The sequence below is a fragment of the Microbacterium sp. 8M genome (genome assembly GCF_902506375.1).
GTDB lineage: Bacteria > Actinomycetota > Actinomycetes > Actinomycetales > Microbacteriaceae > Microbacterium.
In genome coordinates this window covers 1920719-1943180 of the sequence record NZ_LR733284.1, presented here as the reverse complement: position 1 = coordinate 1943180, position 22462 = coordinate 1920719, and the positions used below count along the sequence as shown (strand labels likewise).

The window sequence follows — 22462 nt, the reverse complement described above, 5'->3', positions numbered from 1 at the left end:
ACCCGCACTCCAGGAGTCCTCGTGTCCCTCGCACCCGCCCTGCGCCGCACCGCCGTCATCGCGACGGTCGTCGCGTCCGCGCTCTCCCTCGCCGCCTGCAGCGGTGCCGCATCGTCTTCCGCGCCGTCCGCGGGCGCCGACGCCACCGGTGCTGCGCTGCAGACCGTCACCGCCGGCAAGCTCACGATCGCCACCGGAGACCCCGACTACGAGCCCTGGTTCGTCGACAACGACCCCGCCAACGGCAAGGGCTTCGAAGGCGCCGTCGCGAATGCGGTCGCCAAGGAGCTCGGCTTCTCCGACAAGCAGATCGTGTGGACGCGCACCGGGTTCGACGCCGCGATCGCACCCGGCCCCAAGGACTGGGACCTGAACATCCAGCAGTTCTCCATCTCCGAGGACCGCAAGAAGGCCGTCGACTTCTCGTCTTCCTACTACACGACCACCCAGGCCGTCGTCGCGGCGAAGGGCACCCCGGCGGCGACCGCCAAGACGGTCGCCGACCTCAAGAAGGCCAAGGTCGGCGTCGCCACGGGCACCACGAGCTACACCGTCGCGAAGGCGCAGCTCGGCACCGACAACCTCAGCGTCTTCAACTCGGTCGACGATGTCGTCCAGGCGCTCAAGGGCGGTCAGATCGATGCGATGATCACCGACCTGCCTGGCGCCTTCTACGTCACGGGCGCCCAGTTCGACAACGGCACGGTGATCGGGCAGTTCGCCGATGACAAGGGCGGCGACCAGTTCGCGTTCGTGCTTCCGAAGAACTCTGCGCTCACCCCGGCCGTCACCAAGGCCGTCGACGCGCTCAAGAAGAACGGCACGCTCGCGGAGCTGCAGAAGAAGTGGCTCAGCGAGGCCGTGAACGTCCCCGTCCTGAAGTGACCTCGCCTCTCGTCGACGCGGCGTGGCAGCCGAGCCCGCTCGAACTGTCCCGCCGCGCTCTGCGCCGTCGCGCCACGACGCGCTCCGTCCTGCTCGCGCTCCTGAGCACCCTCATCGTCACGGCGGTGCTCGTCGCCGTCGTCGCGAACACGCCGGGATGGACGGTCGTCCGGGAGACGTTCTTCGACCCGAAGATCGGGCTCGCCAGCGTGGGCCCGATCTTCCAGGGACTGCTGGTGAACCTGCTGGTGCTGGTGATCGCGGCGGTCTGCGTCGCGCTGCTCGGCACCCTGCTGGCGGTGCTGCGATCCTTGCGCGGGCCGGTGTTCTTCCCGCTCCGGCTGCTCGCGGCGGCGTACACCGACTTCTTCCGCGGAGTTCCGCTGCTCATCGTGCTGTACCTCGTCGGCTTCGGGATCCCCGCGCTCATGATCTTCCCGCGGATGCCCGCCATGTTCTGGGGCACGATCGCCCTCGTCATCAGCTACTCCGCCTACGTCGCGGAGGTGCTCCGCGCCGGCATGGAGGCGGTGCACCCCTCTCAGCGCGTCGCCGCGCGCTCGCTCGGTCTCACACACGGCCAGACCCTCCGGATCGTCGTGATCCCCCAGGGCGTGCGCAAGGTCGTCCCCGCCCTGATGAACGACTTCGTCTCGATGCAGAAGGACGTCGGACTCATTTCGGTGCTCGGCGCCGTGGACGCGGTCCGCGCTGCGCAGCTGCAGGTCGCCGAGACCTTCAACTTCACGCCGTACATCGTCGCCGGCCTGTTCTTCGTGATCCTGAGCTGGCCGATGATCCGGCTCACCGACATCGTCACCGCACGGCTCAACCGGCGCGAGCAGGCCGGAGGGATCGTATGACCGCCCCTGTGATCGAGGCGCTCGGCGTCCGGAAGCGCTTCGGAGATCACGACGTGCTGCGGGGCATCGATCTGGCCGTGGACGCGCACGAGGTCGTCGTGCTGATCGGCGCCTCCGGGTCCGGCAAGTCGACTCTGCTGCGCACGATGAACCTCATCGAGCGCGTCGACGACGGACAGATCCTGCTGTCCGGCACCGACATCACGGATCCGCGGATCGATGCAGATGCCGTCCGCGCCCGGATCGGCGTCGTCTTCCAGCACTTCAATCTGTTCCCGCACCTGACGGTGCTCGACAACATCACACTGGCCGCCCGCCGGGTGCACCGGATGGCGAAGGCGGACGCGGTCCGCCGCGGTCGGGAGCTTCTCACCGCGCTGGGCCTCGGGGACAAGGCCGACGCGTACCCGGACCGGCTCTCCGGCGGGCAGCAGCAGCGCGTGGCGATCGTGCGTGCGATCCTCACCGATCCTGAGCTCCTGCTTCTGGACGAGATCACGAGCGCCTTGGATCCGCAGCTCGTCGGAGAAGTGCTCGATCTCGTGCGCGAGCTCAAGCGGCGGGGCACGACCATCCTCATGGCCACCCACGAGATGTCGTTCGCGCGCGAGGTCGCCGACAGGGTCGTGTTCCTCAAGGACGGGGTCCTCGTGGAGCAGGGGCCGCCGACGCAGATCTTCGACGCGCCTCAGCATCCGGCGACGGCGGAGTTCCTGGCGCGCGTGACGCGCTGAGCGCGGCGCCGCGATCCCGGGGTGCGCGTCGTCCGGTCGCTCAGTCCGCAGACGATGGGCGGATCTCGGTCCACTCCGGGAACTTCGGGCGGCGACCGTCTCCTGAGGAGCGCCGGGTGACGCGCCGCTTGATCCACGGACCGACGTGCCGACGATAGTACGCGGGCGTGCTCAACGGCTCGGACTCCGCCGCCGCACGGGCATGCCACCAGTCCTCCGGAGCACCCGCCCCGACGGCGTCGAGTACCCGGGCCGCCACACGGTGGTGCCCGTTCGCGTTCATGTGCAGCCGGTCCTCTGACCAGTACTCCGGCCGGCTGAGTTCGCGGTCCGGCCAGTTCAGCGCCTGGACCACGTCCGGGCGGTCCTGGATCCGCCGCAGCACCGCCGCGGACAGCTCGTCGCCGCGCCGCTGGATGAGCGAGCTGAGCGGGAGTCGGGCCGAGGGGTTCGCGCCGCTCAGCACGATGAGCGTCGTGCCGGTCTCGTCGCATCGACGCAGGACGCGCGAGAACGCATCCGCGATGTGCTCGATGTCGGCGCGGGGACGCAGCATGTCGTTGCCGCCCGCGTTGAACGAGAGGTGCGTGGGCCGCAGCGCCAGGGCGGGCTCGAGCTGCTCCTCGACGACGGGCCAGGCCAGGCGGCCGCGGATCGCGAGGTTCGCGTACGAGATCGGCTCCCCGAGCGCGTCTGCCCAGCCCAGCGCCGCCAGGTCCGCCCAGCCGCGCACCGTTCCATCGGGCAGCTCGTCGCCGACGCCCTCGCTGAAGGAGTCGCCGATGGCGACGAATCGAACCGTTGTCACGTTCTCAGCCTACGACGGCCCCGTGTGCCCGGGTCGCTGCCGACCTGGGCTGAGCTGCACGGCCTCGGTGCGCCGCAGGTCGGTCAGTCGTCCGCCAGCAGGCGCCGCACGCGCGGGATCACCTCGGTGCCGTACAGCTCGATGCTGCGCATGAGCGCCGAATGCGCAGTGGTGCCGGTCGCGTACTTGAGGTCGAAGCGGCCGATGCCGAGGGTGCGCACGGTGTCCGCGATCTTGGCGGCCACCCGGTCCGGGGAACCCGCGTACACGGCGCCCTCCGGGCCGACCTCGTTCTGGAACTGCGCGCGGCTGTAGCCCGTGCCCCAGCCACGCTCCGCGCCGATCGTGTTGCGCATGGTCTCGAAGCCCGGATAGGCGGTGGACCACGCCTCCTCGTCGGTGTCGGCGATGTGTCCGGGCGAGTGCACGGCCACGGGGAGCGCCGGATTTCCGAAGGCGTCCACCGAGCGCTGGTACAGATCCACGAACGGACGGAACCGCGCGGCGGGCCCGCCGATGATCGCGAGCATGAGGCCGAGCCCGTGCCGGGCGACGCGCACGACGGATTCCGGCGAGCCGCCCACGCCCACCCAGGTGCGCATGCCCTTCTCCGTCTTGGGGAACACGTCCGCGTTCTCCAGGGGTGCGCGCACCGAGCCCTGCCAGCTCACCGGCTCCTCCTTGAGCAGCTCGACGAACAGCTCCAGCTTCTCCTCGAAGAGCCGGTCGTAGTCGCGCAGGTCGTAACCGAACAGCGGGAACGACTCGGTGAAGGATCCGCGCCCGAGCACGACCTCCGCCCGTCCGTTCGAGAGCGCATCCAGGGTTGCGAAGCGCTCGTACACCCGCACCGGGTCGTCCGAGCTCAGCACGGTGACGGCGGTGCCGAGGCGGAGACGTTCCGTGCGCGAGGCGATTGCGGCGAGCACCATCTCCGGGCTCGAGACGGCGAACTCGCGGCGGTGGTGCTCCCCCACCCCGAAGAAGTCGATGCCCACCTGGTCGGCCAGCGCGGCCTGCTCGACGATGTTGCGGATCGTCTGCGCCGCGGTGAGCGGCGTCCCGTCCTCGCCGACGGTGATGTCTCCGAAGGTGTCCAGCCCGAACTCGATGTCCATCCCGAGCCCCTTTCTATTCACCTGAATGAACTGAGGAGGGGTCGCGGGCATTCCCGCGACCCCTCCTCGGGTCTGCCGGGGCTCAGCCGACCTGGAAGACGGAGCGCAGCGTGTCGAGGCCGACGCCTCCCATGTCGAGTGCGCGCTTGTGGAACGCCTTGATGTCGAAGGCGTCGCCCTCGCGCTCCTTGACGGCATCACGCACCTGCTCCCAGATCCGCTGGCCGACCTTGTACGACGGCGCCTGGCCGGGCCAGCCCAGGTAGCGGTTCACCTCGAACTGACGGAACTCGTCCGACATGTTCACGTTGCGCCGCATCATGTCGAGCGCGTAGTCGTGGTCCCACACGCCGGATCCGTCCAGACGCGGCTTGCCGAGGTGCACGCCGATGTCGAGGACGACGCGCAGGGCGCGCATCCGCTGTCCGTCGAGCATGCCGAGCCGGTCCGCGGGGTCGTCGAGGTACCCGAGCTGCTCCATGAGGCGCTCGGCGTACAGCGCCCAGCCTTCGGCGTGGCCCGAGGTGCCGGCCAGCACGCGCCGCCAGGTGTTCAGCTCCGCGCGGTTGTACGTGGCCTGCGCGATCTGCAGATGGTGGCCCGGCACGCCCTCGTGGTACACCGTGGTGAGCTCGCGCCAGGTGTCGAACTCGGTGACGCCCTCCGGCACCGACCACCACATGCGGCCCGGGCGGGAGAAGTCGTCGGTCGGGCCGGTGTAGTAGATGCCGCCCTCCTGAGTCGGCGCGATCATGCACTCGAGGGTGCGGATCTGCTCGGGGATGTCGAAGTGGGTGGCGCCGAGCTCGGCGATCGCCCGGTCGCTCGTCTCCTGCATCCAGCGCTGCAGTGCATCCGTGCCGATGAGCTTGCGGGCCGGATCCGCCTCGAGGTGGGCGACGGCCTCCTCGACCGTGGCACCGGGGAGGATCTCGTTCGCGATGGCGGTCTGCTCCGCGACCATCCGGGCGAGCTCCTCACGTCCCCACTCGTAGGTCTCGTCCAGGTCGATCGTCGCGCCGAGGAAGCGCCGGGAAGCCAGCGCGTACAGGTCGCGGCCGACCGCGTCCTGCTCCCCTGCGACGGGGGCGAGCTCGGCACTGAGGAACGAGCGCAGCGCGTCGTATGCGACCCGCGCCGCCGCCGAGCGATCCGCGAGGTCGCGGGCCAGGCTCGCCGGCAGCTGCCCCTCCTCGGTCGCGGCCTCGGCGACGAACGCTGCGAAGAAACCGTCGTCGGCGGTGTAGCGGCCGATCTGCGTGGCGACCTCGACCACCTGGCGGCGTGCCGGGACGACGCCCTTCGCCATCCCCTCGCGCAGCGTCGCGACGTACCCCTCGAGGGCGGCCGGGATCGCGCCGAGCCGTTCGGCGATCACGCTCCAATCGTCGGCGGTGGCGGTCGGCATGAGGTCGAAGGCCTGGCGCACGTCCTGGGCCGGGGACGCGATCACGTTGAGGTCGCGCAGATGCCACTGGGCGTCGTGCTGCTCGATCGCGAGCCGGAGCTCCGCGGAGAGATCGGTCTTCGTGACGCGGTCGATCTCGTCGACCGGCTCCTGCGCGTCCAGCTCCGCGAGCACGCGCCGGGTCTCGGCGATCGCGTGCTCGTGGCCGGCGGGGCTGAAGTCGTCGAGACGACCGTTCACCTCGTTGCGGCCGATGTAGGTGCCGAGGATCGGCGAGAGCTCGGTCAGGGTGTCGACCCAGCGTTCGGCGATCTGATCGATGGCGGAGGGCGTGCGCGTCGTGGGCTGCTCTGCGGTCATCCCACGATGCTATCCGCGGATCCGGCCCCGTTCCATGGAACGACGCGTCCCTGCCGGGCGGGTCGCGAACCGGAGCCGGCCGCTCACCGCGCGGCTCTCACCGCGCGGCTCTCAGTGCGCCGCCTCGTTCCAGTCGGCGCCCCGGCCGACCTGCACATCCAGCGGCACCGACAGGTCCGCCGCGCCCGCCATGCGCTCGCGCACGATCCGCTCGGTCGCGTCCCACTCCCCCGGAGCCACTTCGACGACGAGTTCGTCGTGGATCTGCAGCAGCACCCGCGATGACATGCCCTGATCGAGCAGGTCGGCGTGGATGCGGAACAGCGCGATCTTCATGATGTCGGCCGCGCTGCCCTGGATGGGGGCGTTGAGCGCTGCTCGCTCGGCGTTCTCCCGGAGCACCCGGTTCGGGCTGACGAGGTCGGGGAACGGCCGCCGGCGGCCGAAGATCGTCTCGGTGTAGCCGACCTCCTTCGCCGCGAGCACCGAGGCGCGCAGGTAGTCGCGCACGGCGCCGAACCGCGCGAAGTACTCCATCATGAGCTGCTTCGCCTCGGACTGCTCGATGCGCAGCTGCTTGGACAGGCCGAAGGCGCTCAGCCCGTACACGAGCCCGTAGGACATCGCCTTGACCTTGGTCCGCATCGCGGGGGTCACGTCCTCCGGCTCCACGCCGAACACGCGCGCGCCCACGAAGCGGTGCAGGTCCTCACCCGAGTTGAAGGCCTCGATCAGACCCTCGTCTCCAGACAGGTGCGCCATGATCCGCATCTCGATCTGCGAATAGTCGGCGGTGAGGAGCGTCTCGTAGCCCTCCCCCACCTGGAAGGCGCTGCGGATGCGGCGGGACTCCTCGGTGCGGACGGGGATGTTCTGCAGGTTCGGGTCGGTGCTGCTGAGCCGGCCGGTCTGGCTGCCCGTCTGCACGTACGTGGTGTGGATGCGGTGATCGGCGCGGATCGCGGTGTCGAGCGACTCGATGATCTGCCGCAGTTTGGTCGCCTCACGGTGCTGCAGCAACAGGTCGAGGAACGGATGCGGATTGGTCTCCTGGAGATCCGCGAGAACGGCGGCGTCCGTGGAATAGCCGGTCTTGGTCTTGCGCGTCTTCGGCAGCTCGAGCTGGTCGAACAGCACCTCCTGGAGCTGCTTCGGCGAGCCCAGGTTCACCTCGCGGCCGATGATCTCGAACGCCGCCTGCGCGATGCCGCCGGCGCGTTCGCCCAGCTCGTGGGAGAAGCCGGAGAGGATCTCGTGCGACACGGCGACGCCGGCGAGCTCCATGTCTGCCAGCGTGATGAGCGTGGGGAGCTCGATCTCGCGGAGCACCCGGTCCACGCTCTCCGGGACGTCCGCCCGCAGCGCCGCGGCCACGCGGGCCGTGAACCAGGCGAGCTGCGCGGGAGACGCGCCCTCGGTCTCGGGCACGAGCTGGGTGGGATCCGCCTCGGGCAGCTTCTCGCCCAGGTAGCGGTCGACGAGGTCGGCGAGCGTCTTGTCCGGGTAGCTGGGCCGCAGCAGCCAGCCGGCGAGGTTCGTGTCATAGGCGAGGCCGCCGAGACGCACCCCTGCCGTGTGCAGCGCCTTCACCTGCGGCTTGGCGTCGTGAAACACCTTCGGCGCCGGGGAAGCCAGCCAATCGCCGAGCGCCGCCTGCACCGCCGGATCCCAGGACAGCTCGACCAGGTCGTCGCCGTGCGCGAGGCCGACGCGCCGCGGGAGCCCGCCGGACACGGTCACCTCGACGGCGACCTCGCCCGTGGCACCGGCGAGCCACGCCGAGGCGGCCTCCGCCGTGAGCTCGGAGGCGGCGGGAATCACGACGGCCGCGGACGGCTCCAGTGCAGGGGCGTCCTCGCCGACCGCCTCGAACACGCGCGGCAGCAGTGTGCGGAACTCCAGGCGCGCGAAGATGTCGCGCACCGCCTGTGCGTCGATCGGCCGGGTCGCCAGATCCGCGGGGCCGACCTCGAGCTCGACGTCCTGCAGCAGGCGGTTGAGCTTGCGGTTGCGGCGCACATCCTCGATGTGCTCGCGGAGATTGCCGCCGACGACGCCCTTGATCTCGTCGGCGCGCTCGAGCAGCGCGTCGAGCGACCCGAACTGGGTGAGCCACTTCACGGCCGTCTTCTCGCCCACCTTCGGCACGCCGGGCAGGTTGTCGCTGGTCTCCCCGACCAGCGCGGCGATGTCGGGATACTGCTCGGGGCGCACGCCGTAGCGCTCCTGCACCGCGATCGGGTCGTAGCGCTTCAGCTGAGACACGCCCTGCACGTTCGGGTAGAGCAGGGTCACGTCGTCGCTGACGAGCTGGATGGTGTCGCGGTCGCCGGAGACCACGAGAACGTCGTAGCCCTGCGCCGTGCCCTGAGCGGCGAGGGTCGCGAGGATGTCGTCGGCCTCGATCCCCTCCTTGGTGAGCACGGGGATCGACATCGCGGCGAGGCAGTCCTGCAGCAGCGGGATCTGACCGCGGAACTCGGAGGGCGTCTCCGAGCGGGTGGCCTTGTACTCCGGATACTCCTCGGTGCGGAACGAGTGGCGGGAGGTGTCGAACGCGATCGCCATGTGGGTCGGCCGCTCCGCCTTGATGAGGTTCACCAGCATCGACAGGAACCCGTAGATCGCGTTCGTGTGCTGGTTGTCCTTGGTGGTGAAGTTCTCCACCGGGAGGGCGAAGAACGCCCGGTATGCGAGCGAATGGCCGTCGACGACCATGAGAGTAGGCTTTGCGGAGTCCGTCACCACTTCAGCCTAACGACAGCGGCGGACATCGATTCGAGGAGGATCCGAGTGACCGACCCGGCCGACACGAGCACCGTACAGCGCAGCCCCGGCTTGGACTGGGCGGCGGAGCGCGGCATGGGAGCGCTGGCCGAGAAGATGGGCCTGCGCTGGGTCGAGTTCTCGGTCGACCGGTGCGTCGCGACCATGCCCGTCGAGGGGAACACCCAGCCGGTCGGGCTCATGCACGGCGGGGCATACGTCGTGCTCGGCGAGTCGCTGGGATCGATGGCCGCCAACCTGCACGCCGGTCCGGGACGTCTCGCCGTGGGCGTCGACATCAATGCGACGCACACCCGCTCCGCGACGAGCGGCGTGGTCACCGGCGTCTGCACGCCCGTCCATCTGGGGCGCAGCATCACGGTGCACGAGATCGTCGTGAGCGATGAGCAGGGCCGCCGCTGCTCGACGATCCGGATCACGAACATGATCAAGGACCTGCCCGACGCACGCTGACGGACGCGCTCAGGGGCTTCCGTCGACGGGATCCTCCAGGATCCGCTGGAACAGCAGATGGTCCTGCCACTCCCCTGCGATGCGCAGGTAGCGCGGAGCGAGGCCGATCTCGGTGAATCCGGCGGCGCGGAGCACCCGCTGCGATGCGACGTTGTGCACGAGCGTCGCCGCCTGCACCCGGTGCAGGCCGATCTCGTCGCGCGCCTGTGCGCACACCGCCTGCACGGCCCTGCGCATGATGCCCCGACCCGACGCGTCCTCGTCGATCCAGTAGCCGAGATGAGCGCTCCAGAACGCGCCGCGCACGATGTCTCCGAGGTTCACGCGGCCCACGATGCGGCCACCCGCATCGGAGAGCACGAACGCCGCGCTGCGGCCGTCCGCGACGCTGCGCAGAGACTCCTCCACGAGAGCGTGCTGGCGCTCTGTAGTGAAGAAGTCCTCAGACCGGAAGGGCTCCCACGGCGCGAGGCGCGCACGGTTGCGCGTGTAGGCCGCCGCGAGCTCAGCGCCGTCTCCCGGCAGAAGCGGGCGGAGCAGGATCCCGTCGCCGAGATCCACGCCCTTACTTCTTGGGGGCGAGCTGCTCGATGATCGCCTTCGCCACATCCTGCATGGTCAGGCGACGGTCCATCGACGCCTTCTGGATCCAGCGGAAGGCCTCGGGCTCACTCAGGCCCATCTTCTCGTTGAGCAGGCCCTTGGCGCGGTCGACGAGCTTGCGGGTCTCGAAGCGCTCGACCATGTCGGCGACCTCGGCCTCGAGCGTGATGATCTGCTCGTGACGGGCGAGGGCGATCTCGATCGCCGGCAGCAGGTCGTTCGGGGTGAACGGCTTCACCACGTAGGCGAGGGCTCCGGCCTCGCTCGCCCGCTCGACGAGCTCCTTCTGGCTGAACGCGGTGAGGAGCACGACCGGGGCGATGTTGCCCTTGTGCAGCTTCTCGGCGGCGCTGATGCCGTCCAGCTGCGGCATCTTCACGTCCATGATGACCAGGTCGGGACGCAGCTCGGTCGCGAGCTGCACGGCCGTCTCCCCGTCGCCGGCCTCGCCGACCACGTCGAAGCCGTTGTCACGGAGGATCTCGACGATGTCGAGGCGGATCAGCGACTCGTCCTCGGCGACGACGACGCGTCGCGGAGCGGACGAGGCGGGCTGCTCAGGCTGCTGCTCTTCAGTCACGGATCCATCCTATCGGACACGCGTTTCGGTTCACGCGAACCATGGTGCCGGCGGTGGGACTCGAGTCCCACCGGGCCCTCTCCGCACGTCGCATGCGCGACGCACGGAGCCTCTGGCCGGCGGGGCCCTGGGGATCGACGTGCCCCACGCCGAACCAAGGAGAGCGTTTCGCGGCGGCCATGCGGCCACCCCGAAACGCTCTTGGTGCCGGCGGTGGGACTCGAACCCACACGTCCTTTCGGACAAAGCATTTTGAGTGCTCCGCGTCTGCCATTCCGCCACGCCGGCCCGGATCGACCCTAGCGCATCCCGGAGACGACGAACGCCGGCCCCGTGAGGGGCCGGCGTTCTCGAGTGCGCTCAGCCGTTGTTCGCCTGATAGATCGGCGCCGCGCCGTGCACGGTGTCGCCGACCCGGTGGATGCGCAGGTCGTTCGTGGATCCGACGATCCCGGGAGGGGATCCGGAGATCACGACGACCTTGTCGCCCACCTCGGCCAGGCCGGAGCCGAGCAGGTGCTCGTCGACCTGGTGGAACATCATGTCGGTGTGCGGCACGAAGTTCACGAGGCTCGTGCGCACTCCCCAGGTGACGGCGAGACGACGGCGGATGCCGGGGTCGGGCGTGTACGCCAGCATCGGGATGCGAGAGCGCAGGCGTGCCAGGCGGCGGGCGGAGTCGCCCGACTGGGTGAACACGCAGAGGTACTTGGCCTCGACGAACTCCGCCACCTCGAGCGCCGCGAGGGTGATCGCGCCACCCTGTGTGCGCGGCTTGGTGGTCAGCGGCTGGATCCGCTCCAGGCCGTGGTCCTCGGTGGACTCGATGATGCGCGCCATGGTCTCCACGACGATGACCGGGTACTCGCCGACGCTGGTCTCACCGGAGAGCATCACCGCGTCGGCGCCGTCGAGCACCGCGTTGGCGACGTCGGAGGTCTCGGCACGGGTGGGGACCGGGCTGGAGATCATCGACTCGAGCATCTGCGTGGCGACGATGACCGGCTTGGCCATGCGGCGGGCGAGCTCGACCGCGCGCTTCTGCACGATCGGCACGGCCTCCAGCGGCAGCTCGACACCCAGGTCTCCACGGGCGACCATGATCCCGTCGAACGCGTCGACGATCTCCTCGAGGTTGTCGACGGCCTGCGGCTTCTCGATCTTCGCGATGACGGGCACCTTCACGCCCTCTTCGGCCATGATCTCGTGCACGCGGGTCACGTCCGCCGCGTCCCGGACGAACGACAGGGCGATGAGATCGGCGCCGGTGCGCAGACCCCAGCGCAGGTCGTCCTCGTCCTTCTCACTCAGGGCGGGGACGCTGACGGCGACGCCCGGCAGGTTGATGCCCTTGTTGTTCGACACCGCGCCCGCGACGACCACGCGCGTCGTGACGACGGTGCCGTCGGTGTCGACGACCTCGACGCGGACCTTGCCGTCGTCGATGAGGAGGAAGTCTCCGGGCTTGACGTCCTGCGGGAGGCCCTTGAACGTCGTGCCGCAGATCTCCTTGTTCCCGATGATGTCCTCGGTGGTGATCTTGAAAATGTCGCCGACCGCGAGCTCGTAGGGGCCCGCCTCGAACTTGCCGAGACGGATCTTCGGACCCTGCAGATCGACCAGCACGGCGACGGCGCGACCGGAGTCCTCGGCGGCGCGGCGCACGTTGGCGTAGTTGTTCTCGTGCACCGAGTAGTCGCCATGGCTCAGGTTCAGTCGGGCGACGTCGACGCCTGCATCGATGAGGGCCCGCACCGTCTCATATGTCGAGGTTGCTGGGCCAAGAGTGGCCACGATTTTGGCACGTCTCAATGCGTTCTCCGATAGCTGTCAGGGGGGATGGAAGTCAGGCCTCGCGGCCGGGCCAAGCCTACGCGGGCTGGAGCCCGATCGCGACATCGGTCGGGCGGACGGGCGCCGGCAGCACCGTGGACCCCATGAGATGACGGTCGACGGCGGCGGCCGCCGCGCGTCCCTCGGCGATGGCCCACACGATGAGGGACTGACCGCGCCCGGCATCGCCGGCGACGAACACGCCGGGGATCGTGGACGCGTAGTCCTCATCGCGGCGGAACGCGCCGCGCTCGGTGCGCTGCGGCGCCTCCTCGCCGAACGAGTCGTGCTCGGGACCGGTGAAGCCCATGGCGATGAGCACCAGATCCGCCGGGATCTCGCGCTCCGTGCCGCTCTTGGGCACGCGGCGGCCGTCGACGAACTCGGTCTCGGCGACGCGCAGCGCGCGCACCTCGCCGGCCTCGTTGCCGAGGAACTCCACGGTCGAGGCCAGGTACATCCGCTCGCCGCCCTCCTCGTGGGCGGACTGCACCTCGAACACGGTCGGCATCATCGGCCACGGCTGGTGGTCCGGCCGGTGTGCGGAGGGCTGGCGTCCGATCGCGAGGTTCGTGACGCTCAGCGCGCCCTGGCGGTGCGCGGTGCCGATGCAGTCGGCGCCGGTGTCGCCGCCGCCGATCACGATGACGTGCTTGCCCTCGGCCGAGATCTGGTTCGGCACCGGGTCGCCGGCGACGGCCTTGTTCGACTCCACGAGGTATTCCATCGCGAAGTGCACGCCGTCGAGGTCGCGGCCCGGAATGGCGAGGTCGCGCGGCAGCGTGGCGCCGGTGGCGATGAGCACGGCGTCGTACCGGGCGCGCAGGTCGTCCCAGCTGATGTCGGTGCCGATGTTGACCCCCGCACGGAACCGGGTGCCCTCCTCGGACATCTGGCGCAGGCGTGCGTCCAGGTGGGACTTCTCCATCTTGAAGTCGGGGATGCCGTAGCGCAGCAGGCCGCCGATGCGGTCGTCCCGCTCGAACACGGCCACGGTGTGACCGGCGCGCGTGAGCTGCTGCGCCGCCGCGAGTCCGGCGGGACCGGATCCGACGACGGCGACGGTCTTGCCCGTCAGGCGTGCCGGCGGCTGCGCCTCGACCCATCCGGAGGCGAACGCCTCGTCGATGATCGAGACCTCGATCTGCTTGATCGTCACCGCGGGCTGGTTGATGCCGAGCACGCAGGCGCTCTCACAGGGCGCCGGGCACAGCCGCCCGGTGAACTCCGGGAAGTTGTTCGTCGCGTGCAGGCGCTCGATCGCCGCCCGGCCCTCGCCGCGCCAGGTGAGGTCGTTCCACTCCGGGATGAGGTTGCCCAGCGGGCAGCCCTGGTGGCAGAACGGCACACCGCAGTCCATGCAGCGGCTGGCCTGGCGGCGGAGCACGGCCGAATCACCCGGCTCGTACACCTCCTTCCAGTCCATGATGCGGACCGGGACGGGCCGGCGTGCGGGGAGCTCGCGCTCCGTGACTTTCAGGAAGCCCTTGGGATCAGCCACCGGTCACCTCCAGGATGCGGTTCCAGACGATGGAGCCGTCGGGGTCGATCCCCTCGGCCTCTGCTTCTGCCCTCGTGCGCAGCACGGCCGCGTAGTCGCGGGGCAGGATCTTCGTGAAGGAGGCGGCGAAATCGTCGTCCTCCAGGATCTCCGCGGCGAGCGGGGATCCGGTGCGCTCCAGGTGCTGCGCGAGCAGTTCGCGCAGCTCCTGCGCGTCCACCTCGTCGAGCGCGAGCAGCTCCAGCTCGCCGGAGTTCAGCGACAGCGGGTTCACGCGCTCGGTGTGCAGGCCGCGCACGTAGGCGATGCCGCCGGACATGCCGGCGCCGAGGTTGCGGCCCGTGCTGCCGAGGATCACCGCGACGCCACCGGTCATGTACTCGAGCGCGTGGTCGCCCACGCCCTCGGCGACCGCCGTCGCGCCCGAGTTGCGGACCAGGAATCGCTCTCCGACCACACCGGAGATATGGATCGTGCCGCTCGTCGCGCCGTAGCCGATCACGTTGCCCGCGATCACGTTGCGGTGCGGCTCGAATGTTGCATCGCGGTGCGGGCGGATCGTGATCTCGCCGCCGGAGAGGCCCTTGCCGACGTAGTCGTTGGCGTCGCCCTCGAGCGTGATCGAGATGCCGCGGGGCAGGAACGCGCCCAGCGACTGGCCGGCGGTGCCGTGCAGGGAGATGCTGATCGTGCCGGCAGGCAGACCCTCTCCTCCGTGGCGCACGGTCACCTCGTGGCCGAGCATGGTGCCCACGGCCCGCTCGGTGTTGCGGATGGGCAGGTCGAACGTCACGGGCGTGCCGTGCTCGATCGCGTCGCGCGCCGCCGTGAGCAGGGGCGCGTCGAAGTGCTTCTCCAGCTCGTGGTCCTGCGTGCGGGCGCTGCGACGCGGCTCGTGCGCCGGGAACGCGGGGCCCTCCAGCACGGGCTCGAGGTCGAGGCCGTCCGCCTTCCAGTGCCGGATGGCGGCGTCGGTGCGGAGCAGGTCGGTGCGCCCGATGATCTCGTCGAGGCTGCGGAAGCCGAGTGCGGCCAGGTGCTCGCGCACCTCCTCCGCGATGAACTCCATGAAGTTCACGACGAACTCGGGCTTGCCGGTGAAGCGCTCGCGCAGCACCGGGTTCTGCGTGGCCACGCCCACCGGGCAGGTGTCCAGGTGGCAGACCCGCATCATGATGCAGCCGCTGACCACCAGCGGGGCGGTGGCGAAGCCGAACTCCTCGGCGCCCAGGAGCGCGCCGATGATGACGTCGCGCCCGGTCTTGAGCTGGCCGTCCACCTGCACCACGACGCGGTCGCGCATGCCGTTGAGCATGAGCGTCTGCTGGGTCTCCGCCAGGCCCAGCTCCCACGGGGTGCCGGCGTGCTTGAGCGAGTTCAGCGGGCTCGCGCCCGTGCCGCCGTCGTGGCCGGACACGAGCACCACGTCGCTGAGCGCCTTGGCGACACCCGCCGCGACCGCGCCGATGCCGGACTGGCTCACCAGCTTGGTGTGGATCCGGGCGTCCGGGTTGGCCCGCTTCAGGTCGAAGATGAGCTGCTTCAGATCCTCGATCGAGTAGATGTCGTGGTGCGGCGGCGGGGAGATGAGGCCCACGCCCGGCGTCGCGTGCCGGGTGCGCGCGATCCACGGGTACACCTTCTGCGGCGGTAGCTGACCGCCCTCACCGGGCTTGGCGCCCTGGGCGAGCTTGATCTGGATGTCGTCGGCCTCGGTGAGGTACTGGCTGGTCACGCCGAACCGGCCGGACGCGACCTGCTTGATCGCACTGCGGCGCTCCGGGTCGACGAGACGCTCCGGATCCTCACCGCCCTCGCCGGTGTTCGACTTCGCACCGAGCCGGTTCATCGCGATCGCGAGCGTCTCGTGCGCCTCCTGCGAGATGGAGCCGTAGCTCATCGCGCCGGTGGAGAAGCGCTTCACGATCGCCGACACCGGCTCGACCTCGTCGATCGGAACCGGCGGGCGCTCCCCCGTGCGCAGCTCGAACAGCCCGCGCAGGGTCTTCAGCTCCCTGGCCTGGTCGTCCACGAGCCGTGTGTACTCGCGGAAGATGTCGTATCGCCGCGTGCGCGTGGAGTGCTGCAGCCGGAACACCGTCTCCGGGTTGAAGAGGTGGGGCGAGCCGTCACGGCGCCACTGGTACTCGCCGCCGGTCCAGAGCCGCTCGTGCGCGCGCGCCGCGGCGTCCTCAGGATAGGCGAAGTCGTGCCTGGCCTGGTTCTCGGCGTAGATGTCCTGGATGCCGATGCCGCCGAGCTTCGTCTCGGTGCCGGTGAAGTACGCGTCGACCAGCTCCTGGCTCAGGCCCACGGCCTCGAACACCTGCGCGCCGGCGTAGGAGCTGACCGTGGAGATGCCCATCTTGGACATGATCTTCAGCACGCCCTTGCCGAGCGCGTAGATGAGGTTGCGGACCGCCTTCTCCGGCGTGATGCCGGTGATGTAGCCCGTGCGCACGAGGTGCTCGACGGTCTCCATCGCGAGGTACGGGTTGACGGCCGAGGCGCCGTAGCCGATGAGCGTGGCCACGTGGTGCACCTCGCGCACGTCGCCGGCCTCGACGATCAGGCCGACCTTCATCCGGTTCTCGCGCCGGATGAGGTGGTGGTGGACGGCGGAGAGCATGAGCAGCGACGGGATCGGCGCGAGGTCCTTGTTGGAGTCGCGGTCGCTGAGGATGATCAGCTCCGCGCCCCGCTCGATGGCCTCGTCGACCTCGGCGCACATCTCGTCGAGGCGCCGCGCGAGCGACTCCGGACCGGCGTCCACGTGGTACAGGCCCTTGATCGTCGCGCTGGAGCGCTCCGGACGCGCCTTGTCGATGTGACGGAGCTTGGCGAGCTCGTCGTTGTCGATGACGGGGAAGTCCAGCACGATCGTGCGGGCGTGCTCGGGGCCCCAGTCGAGCAGGTTGCGCTCCGGGCCGAGCCCCAAGGACAGGTTGGTGACGACCTCTTCGCGGATCGCGTCCAGCGGCGGGTTCGTCACCTGCGCGAACTGCTGCACGAAGTAGTCGAAGAGCAGTCGGGGCCGCTCCGACAGCACCGCGATGGGGGTGTCGCTGCCCATGGCGCCGAGCGGCTCGACGCCGGTCTGCCCCATCGGCGTGAGCAGGATCCGCACCTCCTCCTCCGTGTAGCCGAAGGTGCGCTGGCGGCGCGTGATGGACGCGACGGGGTGCACGATGTGCTCGCGCTCGGGGAGGTCGGCGAGACGCACGCGCCCCTCGTCCAGCCACTCCTGCCAGGGGTGCAGCTCGGCGAGCTCGCGCTTGACCTCTTCATCCTCGACGATGCGGCGCTGCGCGGTGTCCACGACGAACATCGTGCCGGGCTGCAGGCGTCCGCGGCGCTTGATGCGCTCGGGAGCGAACTCCAGCACACCGGTCTCGCTGCCGATGACGACAAGGCCGTCGGTGGTCTCGGTCCAGCGCCCGGGGCGCAGACCGTTGCGGTCGAGGGTGGCGCCCACCACGGTGCCGTCGGTGAAGATGAGGGCGGCAGGGCCGTCCCACGGCTCCATCTGGTTCGAGTGGTACTCGTAGAAGGCGCGCAGACCCGGATCCAGATCCGTCTGGCGCTCCCAGGCGGCGGGAACCATCATCATCACGGCGTGCGGCAGGCTGCGCCCGGTGAGCGTGAGCAGCTCGAGCACCTCATCGAAGGAGGCCGAGTCGCTGGCACCCGGGGTGCAGATCGGCAGCAGGGGGCGGATGTCGCCGAGCAGCTCGGACTCGAGCTGGGACTGGCGCGCGCGCATCCAGTTGCGGTTGCCGCCGACCGTGTTGATCTCGCCGTTGTGGGCGAGCATGCGCAGCGGCTGCGCGAGGGGCCACGACGGGAACGTGTTGGTCGAATAGCGCGAATGCACGACGGCGAGCTCGGAGGCGAAGCGCTCGTCCTGCAGATCCGGGTAGAACGGCTCCAGCTGCAGCGTGGTGACCATGCCCTTGTAGCCGAGCGTGCGCGCCGACAGCGACACGAAGTACGCGTCGAGCTCGTGGCCGGCGCGCTTGCGCAGACGGTATGCGACGCGGTCCAGGGCGATGCCGGACAGCGCCTCGGCGGATCCGGTCGCGGGGCGCGAGACGAAGAGCTGTTCGAACGCCGGGCGCGCCTCGTCGGCGAGCTTGCCGAGGTGCTGGTTGGCCGTGGGCACCTCGCGCCAGCCGAGGACGGTCAGGCCCTCTTCTGCGGCGATCCGCTCGATGCCCGCCTTCTGCTCGCGGCGTGCGCGGGAGTCGAGCGGGAGGAACGCGAGCCCGGCGGCGTACTCCCCCACCGGGGGCAGGGCGAAGGGGACGACCGCCCGCAGGAAGGCGTCCGGCATCTGGGTCAGGATCCCGGCGCCGTCACCGGTTCCCGCGTCGGATCCGATCGCGCCGCGGTGCTCGAGGTTGCGCAGCGCCTCGAGGGCGAGCGCGATGATGTCGTGTCCCGGCTCCCCGCGAAGCGTTGCGACCATGGCCAGGCCGCAGGCGTCCTTCTCGAACGCGGGGTTGTACATCCCCTGTTTCGGGGGGTAGGCGCCGGAAGCGCCGGTGGGAGGCTGGAAGTGCACCAGTCACCGTCCTCAGAATTCGGATGAAACCGGGGACGTCATCGGCCCGCTCGTTCAGTGCGTGTTTCCCGGCGGACGTGCGTCCGCCGCAGCGAGGCTCCTGTCGGTGCCGTTCTCAGGGGCGGGAGGCGGCGCTCGTGGCGTTCGCCTCCTCGCGATTCCCGTCGGACTGAGGCTCGCTCAGGTCGACGAAATCATCGGGGTTTTGCGATTCTACCGCAGGGTCACGCGGCTCCCGACCGGGCTGGTACGGCGAGGGCTCGAAGCCGGGGTGGCGGCGCGTCTGCACGAAGAGGATCACGATGCCCAGCACGACGCCGAGCAGCGCCGCCCAGACGTTGGTGCGCAGGCCGAGGTAGATCTCGCTGGGATCGATGCGGATCGATTCCCACACCATGCGCCCCGCGCCGTACCAGATCAGGTAGACGGCGAACAGCTTGCCCCACTGCAGGTGCAGCTTGTGGCCGATCCAGAGTAGGAAGATGCAGCCGAGCGTGTTCCAGATCACCTCGTACAGGAAGGTCGGGTGGAACAGGGTCCCCGGGGCGAGCCCAGGAGGGAACGCCGCGTTGGTGGACTCGATCTCGAGCCCCCACGGCAGGTCGGTGGGAAGGCCGAACAGCTCGTGGTTGAACCAGTTGCCGAAGCGTCCGAACGCCTGCGCGAGGATCAGCCCGGGCGCGAGGGCGTCGGCGAAGGCCGAGAAGCGCACGCCGGTCCACTTGCAGCCCAGCCACGCGCCGATCGCACCTCCGATGAGGGCGCCGAAGATGGCGATGCCGCCCTCCCAGATCGCCCACACCGACCCCGGCTCGAACGGGTTCCAGGTGTTCTTCCCCGGGCCGAAGTAGAACCCGGGGTGGGTCAGCACGTGGAAGATCCGCGCGCCGATGATCGCGAGCGGCACGGCGATGATGCAGATGTCCACCACGACCCAGCGCTCCGCCCCGCGCTTGGTGAGGCGGTGGTTGGTCATCAGCGTGGCCACGATGATGCCGGCGATGATGCACAGGGCGTAGTAGTGGATCGTCAGCGGTCCGACGGAGAACGACCCGCTCGGCGGGCTCGGGATGCTGGCGGGCACGCCGATGACGGCAGCGTCGGAGAGGGCACTGTGGAGCGCGAAGGGCATGATCACGAGTCTACGTCGTCAGCGCGCGCTCACCGTGCGCGCGACGTGCCCGTGGCGAGCTCCCGGGTCACCTCGGCGAGGCGCTCCACTCCCCCGTCCCTGAGCGCGCGCACGAGCGCGGTGCCCACGATCGCGCCGTCGGCGTACTCCAGCACTCCGGCGATCTGATCGGCCGTGGAGATGCCGATGCCGACGCAGGCGCGGGAAGCGCCGTGCTCGCGCAGGCGGCCGACGAGGGTGCGTGCTGCCTTGTCGAGCTCCGCGCGCTCCCCCGTGATGCCCATCGTGGACACCGTGTACACGAAGCCCGTCGAGCTGGATGCGACCAGGTCGAGGCGCTCGTCCGTGGACGTGGGCGCGGCGAGGAAGATCCGGTCGAGCCCGGTGCGCTCGCTCGCGGCGATCCACTCCGGGGCGGCCTCGGGCGTGATGTCGGGCGTGATGAGGCCGGCACCGCCCGCGGCCAGAAGGTCGTCGGCGTAGCGGTCGACGCCGTACTGCAGGACGGGGTTCCAGTACGTCATCACGACGACCGGCGCGTCCACGGCATCGGTGATCGCCTTCACCGCGGTGAACAGGTCGCGCATCCGGAAGCCGGCGGCGAGGGCCGCCTGGGTGGCTTCCTGGATGATCGCACCGTCCATCACCGGGTCGCTGTAGGGCGGACCGAGTTCGATGATGTCGACGCCGTTGCGGGCGAGCGCGATGGCCGCGTCGATGCTCGTCTGAAGGTCCGGGAACCCCACCGGCAGGTAGCCGATGAAGGCGCCGCGGCCGGCGTCGTGCGCACGCTGGATCGCGTCTTCGACGCGGCTCATCCCTGGGCTCCGTTCTCGGCGGCGGCGCCGTCATACAGCCCGAAGTAGCGGGCGGCGGTGTCCATGTCCTTGTCGCCGCGTCCGGAGAGGCACACGGCGAGGATCGCGTCCTGGCCGAGCTCGCGGCCGATCCGGATCGCCCCGGCGAGGGCGTGCGCGGATTCGATCGCGGGGATGATGCCCTCGGTGCGGCTGAGCAGGCGCAGCGCCTGCATCGCCTCGTCGTCGGTCGCCGGGATGTACTCGGCGCGGCCGATCGCGGCGAGCCAGGAGTGCTCCGGCCCCACGCCCGGGTAGTCGAGGCCGGCCGAGATCGAATGCGACTCGATGGTCTGGCCGTCCTCGTCCTGCAGCACGTAGGTGCGGGCGCCGTGCAGCACCCCGGGGCGACCGCGCTCGATGGACGCGGCGTGCTTCGGGGTGTCGACGCCGTCGCCGGCAGCCTCCACGCCGTACAGGCGAACCTCGGCGTCGTCGAGGAACGCATCGAACATGCCGATCGCGTTGGATCCGCCGCCCACGCATGCCAGCACGGCGTCCGGCAGGCGTCCTGCCTCCTCCAGCAGCTGCCGGCGAGCCTCCTCGCCGATGATCTTCTGGAAGTCGCGGACCATCGCCGGGAACGGGTGCGGCCCCGCCGCGGTACCGAAGATGTAGTTGGTCGTCTCGACGCTCGCGACCCAGTCGCGGTACGCGTCGTTGATCGCGTCCTTGAGCGTGCGGGAGCCGGTCGTGACCGGCACGACCTCCGCACCCAGCAGTCGCATCCGCGCGACGTTCAGCGCCTGGCGCTCGGTGTCGACCTCGCCCATGTAGATCGTGCAGTCCAGGCCGAACAGCGCGGCGGCAGTGGCGGTCGCCACACCGTGCTGGCCTGCGCCGGTCTCCGCGATCACGCGGGTCTTTCCCAGGCGCTTGGTGAGCAGCGCCTGTCCGAGCACGTTGTTGATCTTGTGGGATCCGGTGTGGTTGAGGTCCTCGCGCTTGAGGAAGATCCGCGCACCACCGGCGTGCTCGGCGAACCGCGGCACCTCGGTGATCGGCGAGGGACGCCCCGCATAGGAGTGCAGGAGCGCCGCGAGCTCCGCCTGGAAGGCCGGGTCGGCGATCGCCTCCTGGTACGCCACGGTGAGCTCGTCGATCGCGGCGATGAGCGACTCGGGCATGAACCGCCCGCCGAAGTCGCCGAAGAACGGGCCCGGCTGGTCGCGCAGACTCTGGGACGTGTCGCTGTCGGTCATGATCCGGCCTCCAGGAAGGCGTGCAGGGTGGCGACCGGATCGCCGGTGACGAGCGCCTCGCCGATGAGCACCGCGTCGGCGCCGGCCGCGCGGTAGTGCGCGACGTCGGCCGGCGTGAGCACGGCGGACTCCGCGATCTTCACGGAGGTCGAGGGGATCCGGTCGACGAGACGGCCGAACAGGTCGCGGTCGAGCTCGAGGGTCTTCAGGTCGCGGGCGTTCACGCCGATCAGGTGCGCACCGAGGTCGATGGCGACCTCGAGCTCCTCGGCCGAGTGGGTCTCCACCAGCGGCATCATGCCCAGCTCGACGATCAGGGTGTACAGCTGCTCCAGGTTCGCGCGTTCCAGCCCCGCCACGATCAGCAGCGCGAGCGACGCGCCCGCCGCGCGGGCCTCGAACACCTGGTACGGGGTGGCGATGAAGTCCTTGCGGAGCACCGGCACATCGACCGCCGCCGTGACGGCCTCCAGGTCGGCGAGGCTGCCGCCGAAACGGCGCTCCTCGGTCAGCACGCTGATCGCGGACGCGCCGCCCTGCTGGTACAGGGAGGCCTGCAGGGCCGGATCCGGGATCTCGGCGAGGGCACCGCGCGAGGGGCTCGCGCGCTTGACCTCGGCGATGATCCTCACGCGGTCGGCGGGCGCCAGCGCGGCGCGGACATCCAGGGCCGGGGCGCGATCGAGGGCGGCGCGCTCCACGATCGCGAGCGGACGTTCCCGCTCGCGACGGGCGGCGTCCTCGACTGCGCCGGCCGTGAGGTCGGCGAGCACC

General features: G+C 70.1%; 17 protein-coding genes and 1 tRNA gene. 4 read left to right on the top strand and 14 right to left on the bottom strand.

The window, feature by feature from the left end; genetic code table 11:
- The first annotated feature begins 21 nt into the window (after positions 1 to 21).
- Genes AERO9AM_RS09170 through AERO9AM_RS09160 form a run of 3 tightly spaced genes read left to right on the top strand, consistent with a single transcriptional unit; the run spans position 22 to position 2482 of the window.
- Complete coding sequence (locus AERO9AM_RS09170; protein WP_236602554.1) at positions 22 to 885, top strand: ABC transporter substrate-binding protein; 864 nt, start codon at positions 22 to 24, stop codon at positions 883 to 885.
- Complete coding sequence (locus AERO9AM_RS09165) at positions 882 to 1748, top strand: amino acid ABC transporter permease (RefSeq protein ID WP_159575858.1); 867 nt, start codon at positions 882 to 884, stop codon at positions 1746 to 1748. Before AERO9AM_RS09170 ends, AERO9AM_RS09165 begins: the two co-directional genes overlap by 4 nt.
- Entirely contained in the window at positions 1745 to 2482 is a 738-nt protein-coding gene (locus AERO9AM_RS09160; RefSeq protein WP_159575857.1) for an amino acid ABC transporter ATP-binding protein, read from the top strand. The genes AERO9AM_RS09165 and AERO9AM_RS09160 overlap by 4 nt, the downstream gene beginning before the upstream one ends.
- A gap of 40 nt (positions 2483 to 2522) precedes the next feature.
- Here AERO9AM_RS09160 and AERO9AM_RS09155 read toward each other — a convergent pair whose 3' ends face one another.
- The 4 genes from AERO9AM_RS09155 to polA all read right to left on the bottom strand — a co-directional run bounded on the left by AERO9AM_RS09155 (position 2523) and on the right by polA (position 8921).
- A complete protein-coding gene (locus tag AERO9AM_RS09155) occupies positions 2523 to 3290 on the bottom strand; it encodes an SGNH/GDSL hydrolase family protein (RefSeq protein ID WP_159575856.1) in 768 nt (255 codons plus the stop codon).
- A gap of 83 nt (positions 3291 to 3373) precedes the next feature.
- Complete coding sequence (locus AERO9AM_RS09150) at positions 3374 to 4408, bottom strand: LLM class flavin-dependent oxidoreductase (protein ID WP_159575855.1); 1035 nt, start codon at positions 4406 to 4408, stop codon at positions 3374 to 3376.
- Between the two features lie 82 nt (positions 4409 to 4490).
- Positions 4491 to 6176, bottom strand: a complete 1686-nt coding sequence (locus AERO9AM_RS09145; protein WP_159575854.1) for a DUF885 domain-containing protein — start codon at positions 6174 to 6176, stop codon at positions 4491 to 4493.
- Between the two features lie 111 nt (positions 6177 to 6287).
- Positions 6288 to 8921 (bottom strand): DNA polymerase I, encoded by a 2634-nt coding sequence (polA, locus tag AERO9AM_RS09140; RefSeq protein ID WP_201298615.1) that lies wholly within the window; start codon positions 8919 to 8921, stop codon positions 6288 to 6290.
- Positions 8922 to 9038: 117 nt separating this feature from the next.
- On the opposite strand from polA, the gene AERO9AM_RS09135 reads away from it, so the two are divergent.
- Positions 9039 to 9416: a hotdog fold thioesterase gene (locus tag AERO9AM_RS09135; RefSeq protein ID WP_159577462.1), complete on the top strand. Its 378-nt coding sequence runs from the start codon at positions 9039 to 9041 to the stop codon at positions 9414 to 9416.
- A 9-nt stretch (positions 9417 to 9425) separates the two neighbouring features.
- Here the strand turns inward: AERO9AM_RS09135 and AERO9AM_RS09130 are convergent, their stop codons facing one another.
- The 10 genes from AERO9AM_RS09130 to trpC form a co-directional block, all read right to left on the bottom strand.
- The gene (locus AERO9AM_RS09130; protein WP_236602553.1) at positions 9426 to 9977 is read right to left on the bottom strand and encodes a GNAT family N-acetyltransferase; all 552 of its coding nucleotides are present in this window, start codon (positions 9975 to 9977) and stop codon (positions 9426 to 9428) included.
- A 4-nt stretch (positions 9978 to 9981) separates the two neighbouring features.
- Positions 9982 to 10599 (bottom strand): ANTAR domain-containing response regulator, encoded by a 618-nt coding sequence (locus tag AERO9AM_RS09125; protein WP_045252013.1) that lies wholly within the window; start codon positions 10597 to 10599, stop codon positions 9982 to 9984.
- A 202-nt stretch (positions 10600 to 10801) separates the two neighbouring features.
- Positions 10802 to 10887: transfer RNA gene (locus AERO9AM_RS09120), tRNA-Leu, on the bottom strand.
- Positions 10888 to 10959: 72 nt separating this feature from the next.
- The gene (pyk, locus tag AERO9AM_RS09115; RefSeq protein ID WP_159575852.1) at positions 10960 to 12411 is read right to left on the bottom strand and encodes a pyruvate kinase; all 1452 of its coding nucleotides are present in this window, start codon (positions 12409 to 12411) and stop codon (positions 10960 to 10962) included.
- Between the two features lie 58 nt (positions 12412 to 12469).
- The gene (locus AERO9AM_RS09110; RefSeq protein WP_159575851.1) at positions 12470 to 13933 is read right to left on the bottom strand and encodes a glutamate synthase subunit beta; all 1464 of its coding nucleotides are present in this window, start codon (positions 13931 to 13933) and stop codon (positions 12470 to 12472) included.
- Complete coding sequence (gltB, locus tag AERO9AM_RS09105) at positions 13926 to 18443, bottom strand: glutamate synthase large subunit (protein WP_159577461.1); 4518 nt, start codon at positions 18441 to 18443, stop codon at positions 13926 to 13928. The genes AERO9AM_RS09110 and gltB overlap by 8 nt, the downstream gene beginning before the upstream one ends.
- Before the next feature lie 169 nt (positions 18444 to 18612).
- Positions 18613 to 19629, bottom strand: coding sequence for a prolipoprotein diacylglyceryl transferase (lgt, locus tag AERO9AM_RS09100; protein WP_159575850.1), 1017 nt, complete (start codon positions 19627 to 19629; stop codon positions 18613 to 18615).
- 29 nt (positions 19630 to 19658) lie between these two features.
- Positions 19659 to 20447, bottom strand: coding sequence for a tryptophan synthase subunit alpha (trpA, locus tag AERO9AM_RS09095; protein WP_159575849.1), 789 nt, complete (start codon positions 20445 to 20447; stop codon positions 19659 to 19661).
- Positions 20444 to 21688 (bottom strand): tryptophan synthase subunit beta, encoded by a 1245-nt coding sequence (gene trpB, locus AERO9AM_RS09090; protein ID WP_159575848.1) that lies wholly within the window; start codon positions 21686 to 21688, stop codon positions 20444 to 20446. The genes trpA and trpB overlap by 4 nt, the downstream gene beginning before the upstream one ends.
- The gene (gene trpC, locus AERO9AM_RS09085; protein ID WP_201298706.1) at positions 21685 to 22461 is read right to left on the bottom strand and encodes an indole-3-glycerol phosphate synthase TrpC; all 777 of its coding nucleotides are present in this window, start codon (positions 22459 to 22461) and stop codon (positions 21685 to 21687) included. Before trpC ends, trpB begins: the two co-directional genes overlap by 4 nt.
- Position 22462: the final 1 nt, after the last annotated feature.